The sequence below is a fragment of the Pantoea sp. UBA6567 genome (assembly GCF_002434165.1).
GTDB lineage: Bacteria > Pseudomonadota > Gammaproteobacteria > Enterobacterales > Enterobacteriaceae > Pantoea > Pantoea eucrina.
The window spans coordinates 399,188-413,461 of sequence record NZ_DJJN01000004.1 but is presented as its reverse complement, the minus strand read 5'-3'; the positions used below and the strand labels follow the sequence as shown (position 1 = coordinate 413,461).

Sequence of the window (14,274 nt, the reverse complement as noted above, 5' to 3'; positions counted from 1 at the left end):
TCCGCTTCTGGCACAAAGCGGACTGACGCACAGGCCAATGTCCGCTAAGAGCGGGGAGCGGCCGTTTACTGAACTGCCTTAATCAAAGTTGAGTAAGGAATTGATGGATATCTTTGCGACTAGCTAGCTTTATTTTGTTCCCGGGACTGACTTTTGAAAAGACAGAAAGATGGCCCTCATAACTACTCGACCCGGTTCGGATTTCATATAATGAGGCCCATTCCAGCAAGGCCTCATAATCTTCAACAGTTCCATTGTTCCTTACTCCTCTAACTTTAATGTTTTCAACACATTCACCTGGCTTAGGCGTCAGCCATATAACATGAGAGGCGTATAAAGAGACTTGATCAGCAATCCAGCCATAAACGCCCTCAATAACCCAGCGTTGTTTATTTGCTATTGCAAGAACATCTTTAAGCACTTCAGCCTTTTCCCTGGCTCTGCCGTAACCATCTTGTTCCCAGTAAAGAGTATCTAAATCTGTAACAGGTAACTTTTTGAATTCAGAGATACGTGCAGCAAGCCAGCTTTTGCCTGAACCGCTGTTTCCCATGATTAGCATACGCTCTAACTCATTGCACATGTTTAAATTCCTGTCATGAATCATTTCTGAAAACGTATGATATATAGAACTAAAGGCAGTAAAACCCGTTTCTGCAGGGTTGGCATTCTATGTATGCAGATGTTGAATACGCAACAAATGGCTGGCCCAGGCGCATTTTCTGCTGCATTGGCTGCAATTCTTTGTAGTATTTCTTCACGGAGAAGCCGGGTAGCCACAGATGCATTTCCGCAAAATTCAGACAACAACCCTGATATCAAAAAACCTCATCCGGCAGCGTGCTGTGTGTAAGTCGATGACCTTAAAACCCGCCATCTCCGCATCCTCTTTTTCTTTGCCAGGATCTCTGGACATTCTCTCTTTGTGAAGTGGTCCTAAAATATACTCGATAAATGCAGATGCAGGCTCAGCCTGCTGTGTCAGATAGCTCCCTCCGGTTTAAGAACCCGATATATTTCTGGCCAATCCGGTGCTACCGGATGCCAGGGGCACCGCAGACTTAATCACATTTGATACAGTTCCATATTAACGGGCAGGTTTTCATTTATACGCCAGGCAGTCGGTTAACTTACAAAAATCGTTATATACTCACTGATATAGCGGTAAGTAATGATGCCTGCCCTATCGACAGCTCTCCGAAAATTTCATGTTGGTTAAACGGTGGATCCTGGTGAAGACAACGTTCACCTGCGCAATGTTATTGCGCTGCTATGCCGGTATATGCCGTAAATGAACAACCTGCGATGGGCGTTAATGCTTTGCCAGACGCACCTTTTGCAACCGACAGGAAAGCGACGTTATTTCCAGGCAACTCAGCTTCTGACAGGGATATTTACTAATGAAAAGCCTGCAATGGGCACTACCGCTTCTGGTCGTAAGCGCTCTGGCGTCGGCTCAGACAGTCACTGACGACAGCGGGAATAAGATTGAATTGAGCCAGCCGGTGCTGCACATAGCCGATGCCTGGTTTGCCCACCACTCTCTGCTTATGACGCTGGGCGCCGGCGATCGGATTGTGGCAACCGTAAACCATCCGGCGGACCGGCCGTGGATGTTTAAGGTACAGCCATCGTTAAATCAGGCGCTCCAGGCACACGGTAAAACCTTTAACAGTGAAGCGCTGGTGGCACGCAACGTTGATGCGATTTTTGTACCCGCTAACGATCCCGATGCAGAGTCTTATCGTCTGGCCGGTATTCCCGTACTGGCAATGAATTTTGATGATTTTGACTCGATGAAACGCTCACTCACTACCACGGCTCAGGTGGTCGGCACACCGGCAGCGGCCGCGCGAGCCCGGGCTTATAATCGCTATCTGGATACGCAAATCGCTGCTATTCAGACCAAAACGGCCGCGCTTGCGGAGAGTGAACGCCCGCGCGTGCTGCATATTCAGTCGCTGCATCCGCTGAAGGTAGATGGCCGGAATACCCTGATTGATACCTGGATCAGGCTTGCGGGTGGCCGGAACGTCGCCGCCTCCGTGGATGGCAATATGCGCCCTGTTTCACCGGAGGAGGTGATACGCTGGGATCCGGATGTGATTATTATCGGTGCCGGCGCGGGAACCCTGGCTGACTCTGACTACAAATCGCTGTTCGCCAGCGTAAAAGCCGTGAAGCAGCAGCAGGTGTGGCAGAATCCATCGGGTGTCTTTCCCTGGGATCGCTACGGCACTGAAGTCGCACTGCAAATCCAGTGGGCTGCCAGAAAACTGCATCCGGCGCTGTTTGCAACGCGCGATCTGGTTGACGCCACTCAGGAATTTTACCGGACATTTTACGATTACCCGCTGAGCAAACAGGATGCGCAGCGTATTCTGCAGGCACTGCCTCCAGGTTGAGGCAGGCAGGATTTTGCAATATTCGTTGATAAGCTGTGGTATCCAGACCAATTAAAGCGGCGTTATGGCTGCGCAACACTTTCCAGCAGACCGCCGAAGAGCAGAGTAAACGCCTGAATAGCTTTTGGTAATGCCTGTTGTGGATTACCGCTGGCAGCGACCCATAGCGCGGCATTCAGTGCCGCGCCATTTAACAGCCACGCAGCCGCATCCGCATCGACTGATTTGATTACGCGACGTTCAATCAGATCGGTAATACTCTCACGCGTAGCACTGAGGCAGTTATTCTGACTCGGCCATTTTGCAGGATCGCCAAGAAAAGCGGGACCATCAAGCAGCACAATGCGCCGGACCTCTTCATCCAGCGCCATCCTGATATAGGCTATCCCTTCAGCCAGGAGCGTTTGCTGGTCGTTATCGGAGTGAACCGCTTCACGTTTAGCGCGTTGCGCCATTTCAGAATCGATCTGCGTCACTACCGCGGCGAGCAAGCCTTTTTTATCCCCAAAGTTATGGTAAAGCGCCCCGCGCGTCAGACCGACACTGGCAGTCAAATCGTCCATTGATGCAGCTGCAAATCCCTTTTCAGCGAACGCTTTGCGCGCAGCTGCAATCAACTTTTTCCGGTTTTCTTCCATCGTTTCTGTGCGGCGTCTGGTAACCATATACTTCTCCTGCTGCTAACGCCGCGCATGCCATTTGACATACGCAGCGTATGTGTGATTAATTTTACATACGCCGCGTATATTAATTGTTTTATTTATGCTGCGCATCCCCTGTTGTTCTCCCACAAAGGAGTCCCTGTGACCCAGCCAACACCCGTTTTTCCTGCTCATCGCCATGCTCTTTATGAACAGCATGGTTATTCTGCAGCAATCCGCTCTGGCGATTTATTATTTGTTTCCGGGCAGGTGGGTAGCCGCGACGACGGCACCCCGGAGCCGGACTTTGCAACCCAGGTACAGCTTGCCTTTGAGAATCTCAGAGCCACGCTCGCTGTGGCAGGATGTACGTTCAAAGATATGATTGATGTGACTACTTTTCATACCGACCCGGAAAACCAGTTTTCAACCATCATGCAGGTGAAACAGACTCTTTTCCCGGCGCCGCCCTACCCCAACTGGACCGCCGTGGGCGTTAACTGGCTGGCAGGGTTTGATTTTGAGATAAAGGTTATCGCCCGCATTCCTGAGTCTCAGGCATAAAAACGTTGCAGAGCAATATCAGGGAGAGCCAGCTTACGGCTCTCCCTTTTTGATCCGCTCAGTCAGCATTGCATAGCTGTCTGTCGCCCCGGTGATAGCCTCCTGCTAAAAAAACGTTGACGAGGTAGAACGATCGTTCTACCTTAAAGCCATGAACAAAACATCAGGCAGTACCCGGGAAAAAATTCTCAAGAGCGCTGAGCAGCTGATTTATCAGAACGGTATCCACGCCATGGGAATGGATCTTCTGGTCAAAACCTCAGGCGTCGCCAGAAAAAGTATTTATCATCACTTCGCCAGTAAAGAGGAGGTGGCATCAGCCGCGCTGAGCGTGCGCGATGAGCAGTGGATGGCGTGGTTCAGAAGCGCGTCCGATCAAGGCAATACGCCGCAGGATCGCATTCTGAATATGTTTACCGCGCTGAAAAGCTGGTTTGAGTCAGAGGGTTTCCGCGGCTGCGCATTTATCAACACCGCCGGTGAGACAGGCAACCCTGACGATACCGTTCGCCAGATAGCGAAAACCCACAAGCAGAAGTTACTGGATTACGCCCTGGAGCTCAGCAAAGAGATGAATGTTGCACATCCCGAGGCGCTGGCCAGACAGCTGCTGATTCTGATAGAGGGCGCCATTACCGCGTCCTATGTTATGGGGAGCGGGAGCGCGGCCGACGACGCACGGGATATTGCGAAAATGCTGCTGGAGCAGGTTTCCTGAAGCCTGCGTACTCATCAAATTTGAATTAACAGGAGTTTTACCATGTCTGATTCATACCAACGCCCGCCGCTTCCTCCTTTCACCCGCGAAACGGCCATCGAAAAGGTGCGCCTGGCTGAAGATGGCTGGAACAGCCGCGATGCGGCTAAAGTCGCACTGGCTTACTCAGCGGACACACAATGGCGCAACCGCACCGAGTTTGCTCATAACCGTGAAGAAGCCGAAGCGTTTCTGGCCCGTAAATGGAAAAAAGAGCTTGAGTATCGTCTTATCAAGGAGCTCTGGGCGTTTGATGGCAACCGCATTGCTGTCCGCTACGCCTATGAATGGCGCGATGATTCAGGTAACTGGTTCCGCTCTTACGGCAATGAAAACTGGGAGTTTGAAGGCGATGGCCTGATGAAGCGCCGTTTTGCCTGTATCAACGATATGCCTATTAAAGAGAGCGAACGCAAATTTTTCTGGCCGCTGGGACGTCGTCCGGACGATCATCCGGGGCTGACTGCGCTGGGGTTGTAACGGCGGCAGGGCAGCTCGCGTGACTGCCCTGCTGCATGGGTTTATCAGCAGCTGGCTTTAGCGAGGTAGCGCTGCATTTCATCAGCAGGAACCATGCCGCCACCTGTCGCCCAGACAAGCTGCGTGGCCTGCTGCAGCTGCTGCGGAGTGATACCCTGCTGTGCCAGATAAGCGGGGCTTGCCGCGATGCGCTGCGGCCCCTGCATGCCCGCCAGCGCGGAAGGTTCCAGCTGAATACCTTCCGTTTCATCCAGCATGGCAAGCAGCGTAAACAGGGTGCGATCGCTGAGCGTATAGCAGCCGTCGATCAGCTGCGCCATCGCCCGGCCGACAAAGCCGGAGGCGCGGCCCACCGCCAGTCCATCCGCAGCGGTTTTATTGTCGATACCGATATCCTGCACCGCAATACCATCGTGCAGGCCGGTGCTCATTCCCAGCAGCATACAGGGTGAATGGGTTGGCTCCGCAAAAAAGCAGTGAACGTTATCGCCAAAAGCCAGCTTCAGGCCAAAGGCGACGCCTCCCGGGCCGCCACCCACGCCACAGGGCAGATACACAAAAAGCGGATGGGAGGCATCCACAGTAATGCCTTTCTCCTTCAGCTGCTCTGGCAGGCGCAGGCCGGCAACGGCATAGCCCAGAAACAGCGTGCGTGAATTTTCATCATCAATAAAGAAGCAGTCGGGATCGGACTCCGCCGCTTTGCGGCCCTGCTCCACGGCGACGCCGTAATCCTGCTCATACTCAATCACGTGCGCTCCACGCCTGCGCAGCAGCGCTTTCTTCCACTGACGCGCATCTGCCGACATATGAACGGTAACGTGAAACCCGAGGCGGGCACTCATTATGCCGATCGAAAGGCCCAGGTTGCCCGTTGAACCTACTGCTATTTTATGCTGGCTGAAAAACTGACGGTGCGCCGGAGAAAGCAGCTGGCTGTAGTCATCGGCTGGCGTGATAAGCCCCGCCTCCAGCGCCAGCTTCTCTGCGTGCGCGAGAACTTCGTAAATGCCGCCGCGCGCTTTGATGGAACCTGAAACGGGCAGATGGCTATCTTTTTTCAGCCAGAGTCTGCCTGGCAGCGGCGCACGCTGCGCCAGCCGCGCCTGCATCGCGGGTAGAGGTACCATATCTGACTCAATAATACCGCCGCTTTCAGCCGTTTCCGGAAAGGCGGCGGCGATCAGCGGAGCGAAACGGCGCAGGCGGGCTTCGGCATCTTCAGCCTCTTCACGCGTCAGTCCCGTATGCAGGAGCCCCCTCTCTGCCGTCGTCACCTGATCGTTAAACCAGATGGTTTCACGTAGCGCCCTCAGATCGCTTACCGCCGGTACAGACCGGAGTTTTTCAGTTAAATCAGTCATGGTTACTCTCATTCAGCCCGACGCATCAAAAGAAAACAGAGCGTTATTTATATGCACGCGGCTGCGCGGTGACAAACGATGGTTTTTCAACTTAACATGAGCTCAGCTAACTCAACAGGCGAGCACGCATTGTGCATTTTTATCTGCAACGTCCACGCCGGTTAAATAACTAATCGCTAAATCAGCAGCTTAAACAGTAAAGGTGAAAAATGTGTTCTCTGAGATGCGTGAAATAGAGGGTGGCCAGCTGGGACGTCTTTTCACCTTTGAAGCCGCTGCCCGCCACGGCTCGTTTGCCGGAGCGGCGGCGGCGCTGGCACTGACGCCCAGCGCTGTCAGCCACCGTATCAGCCAGCTGGAAAGAGAGCTCGGTATCTCGCTGTTCACCCGTTTACACCGCAGGGTGCTGCTGACCGAAGAGGGTGAGCGGATCTTCAATGCCATGAGTACCTCACTCGACTACCTCAACCGGGAAATTCAGGGCATCAGAAATCAGGGATCCAGCGGAAGGCTTACGGTTTACAGTCGCCCGTCGTTTGCGCACGCCTGGCTTGCACCGGCGGTGGCCTCTTTTCTGGAGCAAAACCCCGCTATCGATCTCGTTATTAATACCGGAAACGAACCGGTCGACCTGCATAAAATGGGTGCCGATCTGGCCATCTGTTTTGATGCTGACGTGCCGGACAGATTTCACCTGGACCCGCTGATGGATGAACATATTATTCCGGTTTGCAGCCCGCGCTACGCTGCACAATTCAGGCTGACGGACTGCCCGGAGAATCTCCGGAGCTGTCGCCTGCTGCACGATCGTCAGGCGTGGAGTATCGATTCCGGAGAAAATGAGTGGCGGTTGTGGGCAGCGCATTTTGACGTGGATATTACGGCAGCGCGCCGTGCCGAATTCGATCAGGCAGAGCTTGCGGTTGCTGCAGCGATAAACCATGCCGGCATCGCGATGGGACGTAAGGCGCTGGTGAAACAGCGTATCGCCTCTGGCGAACTGATAACGCCTTTCCCGCGCCTGGCGCTGCTGTGCAGCGAACGGTATTACATCGCTACCCGCGCCGACAGACGCTGGCCAAAAACAGAAACCTTTATCCGCTGGCTGCAGGAAACCGCGGCGAAAGAGAAATAATTACGCTCATAGTATCGTCACGCTGGCAGAGCAGGATCACGGCGTAAACCGCGCTATTTTTAAGCAGATCGGGTATAATAGCCGGACACTTGCCCACCCTTTTTATCCTCAGCGAAACAGGCATATGGCATTTCAGAATCCGGCTCAAAACTTTATCGAAGCGCGCCTGAACCTGGGTGATATCGTCTCGCTGTCGCCCTGGTCCACCTACCTGATGCGCAGTGATACAGCCAGCCCGGAGGCGGGTATCGTCAAAGGCTCAGTGCTGGCAGTTGATCGGGCACTGACGCCGCGGCACGGTCAGATTATTGTGGCGGAATTTGAGGGTGAACTGGTGCTGCGCAGGTTACTGCTGAAACCCGTTCCGGCGCTGCAGTCGCTGGAGAGGTCCGATGCTATCGTTCTGCTCGACGAGAACCAGCCGCTGCCGGTGTGGGGCGTGGTGGCTTATGCGCTCAATGATATCGCGGGCCAGGGTTTCACCGGGCCTGCAGGAGAATAGGTATGTTTGCGCTTGCTGATGCCAACAATTTTTACGCCTCCTGTGAAACCATTTTCAGGCCCGATCTGCGCGGCAAACCCGTTTGCGTGGTATCAAATAATGATGGCTGCGTGATTGCCCGTTCAGCTGAAGCAAAGCGCATGGGTATAAAGATGGCCGCCCCCTGGTTTAAGCATGAACGCTATTTTCGTGACAATGGCGTACACGTTTTCAGTTCTAACTATGAGCTTTATGGCGATATGTCGGCGCGGATGATGGCAATACTCGATGAGATGGCTGCCGGGCAGGAAGTCTACTCTATCGATGAAAGCTTTCTTGATGTCACGGGCATCAGCAGTTATATGCCGCTGGAGCGCTTTGGTCAGCAGATGCGCGAACGCGTTCGCCAGGAAACCGGCCTGACCATAGGCGTGGGCTTTGGCCCGACCAAAACGCTGGCCAAGCTGGCGAATCAGGCGGCCAAGCAGTGGACGAAAACAAACGGCGTGGTCGATCTCTCCGATCCCCTGCGCCAGCAAAAATTGCTGCAGCTGACGCGCATTGGCGATATCTGGGGTATTGGCTGGCGAATCGCCCAGCGTCTGGAAGAGATGGGGATCACCACCGGGCTGCATCTGGCAGAAAGTAATACCAGTACGATCCGCAAAAAATTTGATGTGATTGTTGAGCGCATTGCACGCGAGCTGCGCGGCGAATCCTGTCTGGCACTGGAGGATGCGCCGCCGCCAAAACAGCAGATCGTTAATTCACGCTCTTTCGGGCAGCGCATCACGACGCTGGATGATATGCAGCAGGCGGTTATGGCCTATGCGACCCGGGCTGCTGAAAAGCTGCGCCAGCAGGGCTCCCGCTGCCGTCATCTCACCGTCTCTGTGACGACCGGCCGCTATGGCGACGATCCCAGGTACTCTGCTACCGCGCCCGTCAGCTGGCAATATCCAACGGCGGACACGCGTGACATCGTCGCCTTTGCTTTGCAGGGGCTGAACGCTATCTGGCGCGACGGCTTTCGCTATGCCAAAGCGGGCGTAATGCTGAGCGACTTCTGGCAGTCAGGCAGCACGCAGTTTGATATGTTCAGCCAGCAGCAGCCGCGTGCCAATGCGGATGCGCTGATGACCGCTCTCGACGCCATAAACCGTTCAGGGAAAGGCAAAATCGGTTTCGCCAGCCAGACGACAGGAAACCAGGCGTGGCAGATGAAACGCAACATGCTCTCACCCCGCTATACCACTCGCCTGGCTGATATCCCTGTGATCCGATAGCAGGCTGTCGCGCCACCCGCTCCCGCTGCTGAGTGCTAAAAAGGTACTCACCGGATTTAAGCAGCAGAAAACCAGCTAAAGCCGGAGCGCCTCTGACAGTTGTCAGAGGCGCTTTATCTGGCGCAGAACGTTATGCGGAATACAGACCTTACCGACGGGCTGAGCGAGATAACAGAAAGCGTCAGCCCTGCTGCACTGCACGCTGTTCGCTCTCATTCATCGCGCGATGCAGGGTTGCAAGCAGCGGTTCAATGTCGAGCGGCTTGGTAAAAATATCAAACGCTCCCTCCTGAAACGTGCTGCGGCAGACGTCAAGCGTACCATACGCGGTCATAAGAATAACCGGCAGCAGCGGATGACGGGCGCGCTGTTCGGTCAGCCAGTTAAGCCCATCCATGCCGGGCAGCCGCACATCCACCAGCAGACAGCCGCGCAGCGGCAGCGCTTCTGCACTGGCAACGGCGTCGAACGTCGCCAGATCGCCGAAGTCAGCCACCTCGTAATCTACGGTTTTCAGCAGAAATCCCAGCGACTCCCTTACTGACAAATCATCATCCACTAACCACACTTTCGCGCTCATTCCATTACTCCGCCACCGGGAAAATTAACGTTATCTCTGCACCATATCTGGCGCGATTTATCAGCACCCGCTGACCGTTCAGGTACAGCGCCGGGCGCATTTGCAGAAAAACCTGGTACTGACTGGCGAAGACAGATTGCGGCTGCCAGCCTCTATTTCAGAAAAGTTCGTAGCCTGCCTCAGGGTTGTTCTTCCGTTATCGTGCAGCAGAAGCGACATGTTGCCGTAAGGCTGCAGTGCAATAAGAGAGGTCAGCCTGAACGATAAAAAGTGCCTGCAGCATGGCTGACAACAGCCTGCAGCACGGCTGCCGGAAACCTGTCGCGCGCAGCGCAATGCGCTGTTCCTGAGGCGGCAGCGGTGCTTCACTTAAAGATGCGCGATCTTTTCATATCCCTTCCCGGAACGCCATCGGCACAAGTCTGGATAACGCAGCCGCCAATACCACGATTAACTGGGGGATTCGCTTTAAAACATTCAGGCTTCTTTCTGTGGCAGGGGGTGATGCTCAGTCAGCCGTTACCCGCGTGCAGGGTGCTAAAACAGGTCGTATGGTTCGGCTGGCAGCAGCGTAAATGCCCGTTTCATTATGCGCGCCTCCTCTGCCGGACTGCGGCCAAACAGGCGTTTAAATTCGCGGCTGAACTGTGAGTCACTTTCGTAGCCTGTACGCGCAGCTGCCCCGGCTGCGGTCAGGTTCTGCTGGATCAGCATCAGTCGTGCACGATGTAAGCGCAGTGATTTAAGATACTGAATGGGTGAAGTTTGTGTAACGGTTTTAAAGTGCAGATGAAAACGCGGCACGCTCATGCCCGCCTCACGGGCAAGTTGCGTAACGTTTATAGGCTGCTGCCAGTTATCATGGATTTGCTGTAGCGCCCGGGCAATGCGGCCAAAATGGCCCTGATACGCCAGCGCGGCGCGTACAGCGGCACCCTGCTGCCCCATCAGAATGCGAAAGCAGATCTCTTCCACACGGGCCGGCCCCAGTATCCGCGCCTCAAGCGGATCCCGTAATGCCTGAAGCAGTGCCAGCGTACTCTGTAGCAGTGTGCTATCCAGCGGCGTGGAGATAATAGCGGCCGTCGCCCTCTCTTCACCCGCAGGCTTTGCCGGCACCTGCGCGATGAGTTTCGCCAGTACGTTAACGTCAAAACGGATCGCCAGGCCCAGCAGCGGCTCAGCGGACGTCGCTTCAGTCTCCGCTGAGAATGGCAGAGGCACAGATAATACCAGATAGTGTTGCGCGTCATAGCGGTAGACATTATCCGCCAGAAAGGCACGCTTAGCGCCCTGGCAGATAATGATGATGCCCGGCTCATAAAGTACCGGCGTGCGCGCCCACTGCTGATTAGCCCGCATAAATAACACGCTATCCAGCAGGGATTTTGTATATCCCTCCTGCGGTGCCAGCTGGTTAAGCAAAGTGCAAATCTGCTGTTGCACGTCATTCATCACACGTTCTCCCGGATAGTTGAATTCCTGCTTAGTCACAAGGCGCAGCGCGCGACTCGCTCTGCGAGAGGATCAGGCAAAGATGCGCAGTGAATAGGTCTGTTGACGTTTGCGGCATTTTTCAACAATAGCAGGGTACTTCACACGAGGAAAAAAAGATGACTGATGCAAAAGCGAAAGTAATTATTCTGACCGGCGCCAGCAGCGGTATCGGTGAAGCCATCGCCCGCTATCTGGCCAGGCAGGGTCACAGGCTGATCCTTGGTGCACGCCGGGCCACACGTCTGGCATCGTTGTGTGATGAGCTGCAGCAGCAGGGTGCCCGGATAGATTATCTGACGACAGATGTGACGCAGCGCGCTGATACACAGGCATTAGCCCGTCTGGCTATTGAAAAATATGGACGGATTGATGTGATGATTAACAATGCGGGCGTGATGCCGCTCTCTCCGATGGCTTCACTGAAAGTTGAAGAGTGGGACCAGATGCTGGATGTTAATGTGCGCGGCGTGCTTTACGGCATCGCTGCAGTACTGCCCGCAATGCAGCAGCAGCAGGCGGGGCACATTATCAATATCGCGTCAATCGGGGCGCTTACGGTCTCACCCACCGCGGCGGTTTACTGCGCCACTAAATTTGCCGTCCGCGCTATTTCTGAGGGATTACGGCAGGAGTCGTCCGCTCTGCGCGTTACCGTTATCAATCCAGGCGTAGTGGAATCTGAGCTGGCTGACAGCATCACTGACGATGTGGCCCAGGAGGCGATGCGCAGCTTTCGGGCTATCGCCCTTAAACCGGAATCGATAGCGCAGGCGGTCAGCTGGGCTATCGATCAGCCTGGCGAGGTTGACGTCAGTGAAATCACGCTGCGCCCTACTGCCAGCCCGTTTTAAGCCATAAAAATTCTGGCGATTTCAGGCTGAAATTTCAGGCATCGACGCGCGGGCGTCGTTATAACCAGCCCGCGCGCTTCAGCCGCCACCACATAATGCAGCAGATAAGCAGCGTTGATCCCAGCGCCACCGGATAACCAAAATGGCTGTGCAGCTCCGGCATGTCGGAAAAGTTCATGCCATACATACTGAATACAATTGTTGGCACAATCAAAATGGCGCCCCAGCCCGCCAGCTTCTTATTCACTTCACTTTGCTGTACAGAGACCAGTGCGAGGTTGACCTGCATAGCACTGGCCAGCGTTTCACGCATATCCTCTGCATCGATCATGACGTGATGCGCGTGATCCTGCACATCGCGCAGATAGGCGCGCAGATTTTTTGGGATAATATCTTCATGGAAACGAACCAGCTGCGGGCAGATTTCAGTGACCGGCATCGCGGCGTTGCGCAGCGCCAGCAGCTGGCGTCGCAGATGGTAGACCTGCTCCAGCGCGTGGTTATCAAAGCGCGTGGAAAACATCCCATCTTCGAGATTACCGATACGCTCGCTGAGCGTTTGTGTGATTTTACTGTAGTTGTCTACGATAAAATCGAGGATACAGTAGAGTGCATAGCCTGGCCCCTGGCACAGCATGGCGTGATTCTTTTCCGCTTTTTCCCGGATTGCGGCATAGCCTTCCCGCGATCCATGGCGTACCGTAATCAGGAAATTTTTGCCCAGAAAGAAGTGCGTTTCACCAAACGTGATGTGCTGCTGCGCCTGCATATACGCCGTTTTGACCACGATAAATACCGATTCGCCATACTGTTCAATCTTAGGACGCTGATGCGCCAGCAGAGCATCTTCGATCGCCAGCTCGTGCAGCCCGAATTCCTCCTGCAGCTTTTGCATAAAAGCGGGTTCGGGCTGGTATAACCCAAGCCAGACGAACGATTTATCTTCTTTCAGGATATCGCTGATCTCTGCAACATCGACATGCTCTTGCCGCTCGCCATGACGATAGACCACGCAGTTGACGATCTCATCTGCATGATTGTCGGTTCGTTCCTGCTTTTCCATTTTTGCCTCAATCCTGCTCTGGCTTACTCTGTCGCTCTCTGAAGGGATCCGGAAGCGACGCCTTATACTGTTAGGGTAGCAAAAGCCGTGGCAGGCGGATATTGCCAGCCTGAAAAGTCGTTACGGCACGCCCAGATAACGCAGTAATCCCGTCATCGCTGCGGCTCCTGCGATAACCAGAATCAACGGCGTCCGTCGCCATGCCAGAAAAACAGCAAACAGAACGCCTGCTACCCGTGCGATGCCGGCAAAGTGCGTTCCTTCAAACAGTGCGGTTGTGACCGCCACCGCCAGCAACAGGACCGTGGCAGCATCTGACAGCATATTGCGCGTTTTTTCTGACATCGGCAGCCGGCTGCCGAGACGGTATCCGGCAAAACGGATAGCGTACGTTCCGACGGCCAGCAGCGCGATACCGGCAATGACCAGACTATTGTCCATCTTTACGCTCCCGCCAGCTCAGCAACCCCAGCAGGGAAAAGAGCACCGGCATTCCTGCCGGTACAAAAGGCGTGACCGCGACAGAGAGTGCGGTCCCGGCCAGCGCCGGAATGCGTGTCCGCCGTTTGCGCAGCGCCGGAAAAATCAGCGCAATCAGGATCGCCGGGAAAACCGCATCCAGCCCGATGGCGGAAACGTCAGGAATAAAGCGGCCAATCATGGCGCCGCCGATAACGGTGAGTGGCCAGACCGCAAAAATACCGAGTCCGCACAGCCAGTAGGCAACCCGGCGCTGCTGCAGCCCCGGTTGCGAGATACCAAATACCACGCTCTCATCGTTCATGATATGGCAGCCAAGGAGGCTGCGGCCTCCCTGCCCCACCAGATCTTTTACCGCAATGCCAAACGGCAGATGGCGCGCATTGACCAGCAACCCGGCGGCGGCGGCAGTGAGCGGGCTTCCGCCACCAGCAACAATGCCGATAAACAGAAATTCCGAAGCGCCTGCCAGCACCAGCGTAGAGAGCGCTATCGGCACCCAGAGCGGAAAACCCTGTGCAGCGGCCAGCGAGCCATAGGAGAGGCCCACAATACCGTCTGCCAGACAAACCAGAACAATCGCTTTTATCACGCCGCGATCAAGCACGTTAATCCCTGCACGCATCACATATTGATCTCATACCGAACAGTAAAGACAGTATAATGAACGTTCAGAAATTGTTTTACAAG

At 54.6% G+C, this 14,274-nt stretch carries 16 protein-coding genes; 8 read left to right on the top strand and 8 right to left on the bottom strand.

Annotation, left to right across the window (positions count from 1 at the left end; genetic code table 11):
• Nucleotides 1–82 precede the first annotated feature (82 nt).
• Nucleotides 83–583, bottom strand: coding sequence for a hypothetical protein (locus B4M48_RS05255; RefSeq protein ID WP_288656170.1), 501 nt, complete (start codon nt 581–583; stop codon nt 83–85).
• An 817-nt stretch (nt 584–1,400) separates the two neighbouring features.
• On the opposite strand from B4M48_RS05255, the gene B4M48_RS05250 reads away from it, so the two are divergent.
• On the top strand, nt 1,401–2,405 hold the full coding sequence (locus B4M48_RS05250) for an ABC transporter substrate-binding protein (protein ID WP_250341393.1): 1,005 nt from the start codon (nt 1,401–1,403) through the stop codon (nt 2,403–2,405).
• 62 nt (nt 2,406–2,467) lie between these two features.
• Here B4M48_RS05250 and B4M48_RS05245 read toward each other — a convergent pair whose 3' ends face one another.
• The gene (locus tag B4M48_RS05245; protein WP_040113711.1) at nt 2,468–3,070 is read right to left on the bottom strand and encodes a TetR/AcrR family transcriptional regulator; all 603 of its coding nucleotides are present in this window, start codon (nt 3,068–3,070) and stop codon (nt 2,468–2,470) included.
• Nucleotides 3,071–3,208: 138 nt separating this feature from the next.
• On the opposite strand from B4M48_RS05245, the gene B4M48_RS05240 reads away from it, so the two are divergent.
• The 3 genes from B4M48_RS05240 to B4M48_RS05230 all read left to right on the top strand — a co-directional run bounded on the left by B4M48_RS05240 (nt 3,209) and on the right by B4M48_RS05230 (nt 4,847).
• Entirely contained in the window at nt 3,209–3,610 is a 402-nt protein-coding gene (locus tag B4M48_RS05240) for a RidA family protein (RefSeq protein WP_071668105.1), read from the top strand.
• A gap of 151 nt (nt 3,611–3,761) precedes the next feature.
• Nucleotides 3,762–4,328, top strand: a complete 567-nt coding sequence (locus tag B4M48_RS05235) for a TetR/AcrR family transcriptional regulator (RefSeq protein ID WP_040113714.1) — start codon at nt 3,762–3,764, stop codon at nt 4,326–4,328.
• 42 nt (nt 4,329–4,370) lie between these two features.
• Complete coding sequence (locus tag B4M48_RS05230; RefSeq protein ID WP_040113716.1) at nt 4,371–4,847, top strand: DUF1348 family protein; 477 nt, start codon at nt 4,371–4,373, stop codon at nt 4,845–4,847.
• 44 nt (nt 4,848–4,891) lie between these two features.
• On the opposite strand, the gene B4M48_RS05225 is transcribed toward B4M48_RS05230, so the two are convergent.
• Nucleotides 4,892–6,211, bottom strand: coding sequence for a D-serine ammonia-lyase (locus tag B4M48_RS05225; protein WP_071668107.1), 1,320 nt, complete (start codon nt 6,209–6,211; stop codon nt 4,892–4,894).
• A gap of 211 nt (nt 6,212–6,422) precedes the next feature.
• Here B4M48_RS05225 and dsdC point away from each other — a divergent pair, with 211 nt between their 5' ends.
• The 3 genes from dsdC (at nt 6,423) to umuC (ending at nt 9,113) form a co-directional block, all read left to right on the top strand.
• Nucleotides 6,423–7,346 (top strand): DNA-binding transcriptional regulator DsdC, encoded by a 924-nt coding sequence (dsdC, locus tag B4M48_RS05220; protein WP_224144879.1) that lies wholly within the window; start codon nt 6,423–6,425, stop codon nt 7,344–7,346.
• A 124-nt stretch (nt 7,347–7,470) separates the two neighbouring features.
• Nucleotides 7,471–7,848, top strand: coding sequence for a S24 family peptidase (locus B4M48_RS05215; RefSeq protein ID WP_150034856.1), 378 nt, complete (start codon nt 7,471–7,473; stop codon nt 7,846–7,848).
• A 2-nt stretch (nt 7,849–7,850) separates the two neighbouring features.
• Nucleotides 7,851–9,113: a translesion error-prone DNA polymerase V subunit UmuC gene (umuC, locus tag B4M48_RS05210; protein ID WP_094110791.1), complete on the top strand. Its 1,263-nt coding sequence runs from the start codon at nt 7,851–7,853 to the stop codon at nt 9,111–9,113.
• 181 nt (nt 9,114–9,294) lie between these two features.
• Here umuC and B4M48_RS05205 read toward each other — a convergent pair whose 3' ends face one another.
• The gene (locus tag B4M48_RS05205; protein ID WP_052246555.1) at nt 9,295–9,693 is read right to left on the bottom strand and encodes a response regulator transcription factor; all 399 of its coding nucleotides are present in this window, start codon (nt 9,691–9,693) and stop codon (nt 9,295–9,297) included.
• Nucleotides 9,694–10,230: 537 nt separating this feature from the next.
• Nucleotides 10,231–11,148 carry an AraC family transcriptional regulator gene (locus tag B4M48_RS05200; RefSeq protein WP_040113733.1) on the bottom strand — a complete coding sequence of 306 codons (918 nt, stop codon included), beginning with the start codon at nt 11,146–11,148 and terminating at the stop codon, nt 10,231–10,233.
• Nucleotides 11,149–11,306: 158 nt separating this feature from the next.
• Here B4M48_RS05200 and B4M48_RS05195 point away from each other — a divergent pair, with 158 nt between their 5' ends.
• Entirely contained in the window at nt 11,307–12,041 is a 735-nt protein-coding gene (locus tag B4M48_RS05195; protein ID WP_040113735.1) for an SDR family oxidoreductase, read from the top strand.
• Between the two features lie 58 nt (nt 12,042–12,099).
• Here the strand turns inward: B4M48_RS05195 and corA are convergent, their stop codons facing one another.
• The 3 genes from corA to B4M48_RS05180 all read right to left on the bottom strand — a co-directional run bounded on the left by corA (nt 12,100) and on the right by B4M48_RS05180 (nt 14,209).
• The gene (gene corA, locus B4M48_RS05190) at nt 12,100–13,104 is read right to left on the bottom strand and encodes a magnesium/cobalt transporter CorA (protein ID WP_094110794.1); all 1,005 of its coding nucleotides are present in this window, start codon (nt 13,102–13,104) and stop codon (nt 12,100–12,102) included.
• Nucleotides 13,105–13,224: 120 nt separating this feature from the next.
• Complete coding sequence (locus tag B4M48_RS05185; protein ID WP_040113737.1) at nt 13,225–13,545, bottom strand: AzlD domain-containing protein; 321 nt, start codon at nt 13,543–13,545, stop codon at nt 13,225–13,227.
• Nucleotides 13,535–14,209 carry an AzlC family ABC transporter permease gene (locus tag B4M48_RS05180; RefSeq protein WP_040113744.1) on the bottom strand — a complete coding sequence of 225 codons (675 nt, stop codon included), beginning with the start codon at nt 14,207–14,209 and terminating at the stop codon, nt 13,535–13,537. Before B4M48_RS05180 ends, B4M48_RS05185 begins: the two co-directional genes overlap by 11 nt.
• Nucleotides 14,210–14,274: the final 65 nt, after the last annotated feature.

Bases quoted from the DNA above. Each gene is read 5' to 3' on its own strand.
- B4M48_RS05250 (WP_250341393.1), top strand. From the start codon at position 1,401: ATGAAAAGCCTGCAATGGGCACTACCGCTTCTGGTCGTAAGCGCTCTG.
- umuC (WP_094110791.1), top strand. From the start codon at position 7,851: ATGTTTGCGCTTGCTGATGCCAACAATTTTTACGCCTCCTGTGAAACC.
- B4M48_RS05200 (WP_040113733.1), bottom strand. From the start codon at position 11,148: ATGAATGACGTGCAACAGCAGATTTGCACTTTGCTTAACCAGCTGGCA.
- B4M48_RS05180 (WP_040113744.1), bottom strand. From the start codon at position 14,209: ATGCGTGCAGGGATTAACGTGCTTGATCGCGGCGTGATAAAAGCGATT.
- B4M48_RS05185 (WP_040113737.1), bottom strand. From the start codon at position 13,545: ATGGACAATAGTCTGGTCATTGCCGGTATCGCGCTGCTGGCCGTCGGA.
- B4M48_RS05205 (WP_052246555.1), bottom strand. From the start codon at position 9,693: ATGAGCGCGAAAGTGTGGTTAGTGGATGATGATTTGTCAGTAAGGGAG.
- B4M48_RS05235 (WP_040113714.1), top strand. From the start codon at position 3,762: ATGAACAAAACATCAGGCAGTACCCGGGAAAAAATTCTCAAGAGCGCT.
- B4M48_RS05245 (WP_040113711.1), bottom strand. From the start codon at position 3,070: ATGGTTACCAGACGCCGCACAGAAACGATGGAAGAAAACCGGAAAAAG.
- B4M48_RS05255 (WP_288656170.1), bottom strand. From the start codon at position 583: ATGTGCAATGAGTTAGAGCGTATGCTAATCATGGGAAACAGCGGTTCA.
- B4M48_RS05195 (WP_040113735.1), top strand. From the start codon at position 11,307: ATGACTGATGCAAAAGCGAAAGTAATTATTCTGACCGGCGCCAGCAGC.
- corA (WP_094110794.1), bottom strand. From the start codon at position 13,104: ATGGAAAAGCAGGAACGAACCGACAATCATGCAGATGAGATCGTCAAC.
- B4M48_RS05215 (WP_150034856.1), top strand. From the start codon at position 7,471: ATGGCATTTCAGAATCCGGCTCAAAACTTTATCGAAGCGCGCCTGAAC.
- B4M48_RS05225 (WP_071668107.1), bottom strand. From the start codon at position 6,211: ATGACTGATTTAACTGAAAAACTCCGGTCTGTACCGGCGGTAAGCGAT.
- B4M48_RS05230 (WP_040113716.1), top strand. From the start codon at position 4,371: ATGTCTGATTCATACCAACGCCCGCCGCTTCCTCCTTTCACCCGCGAA.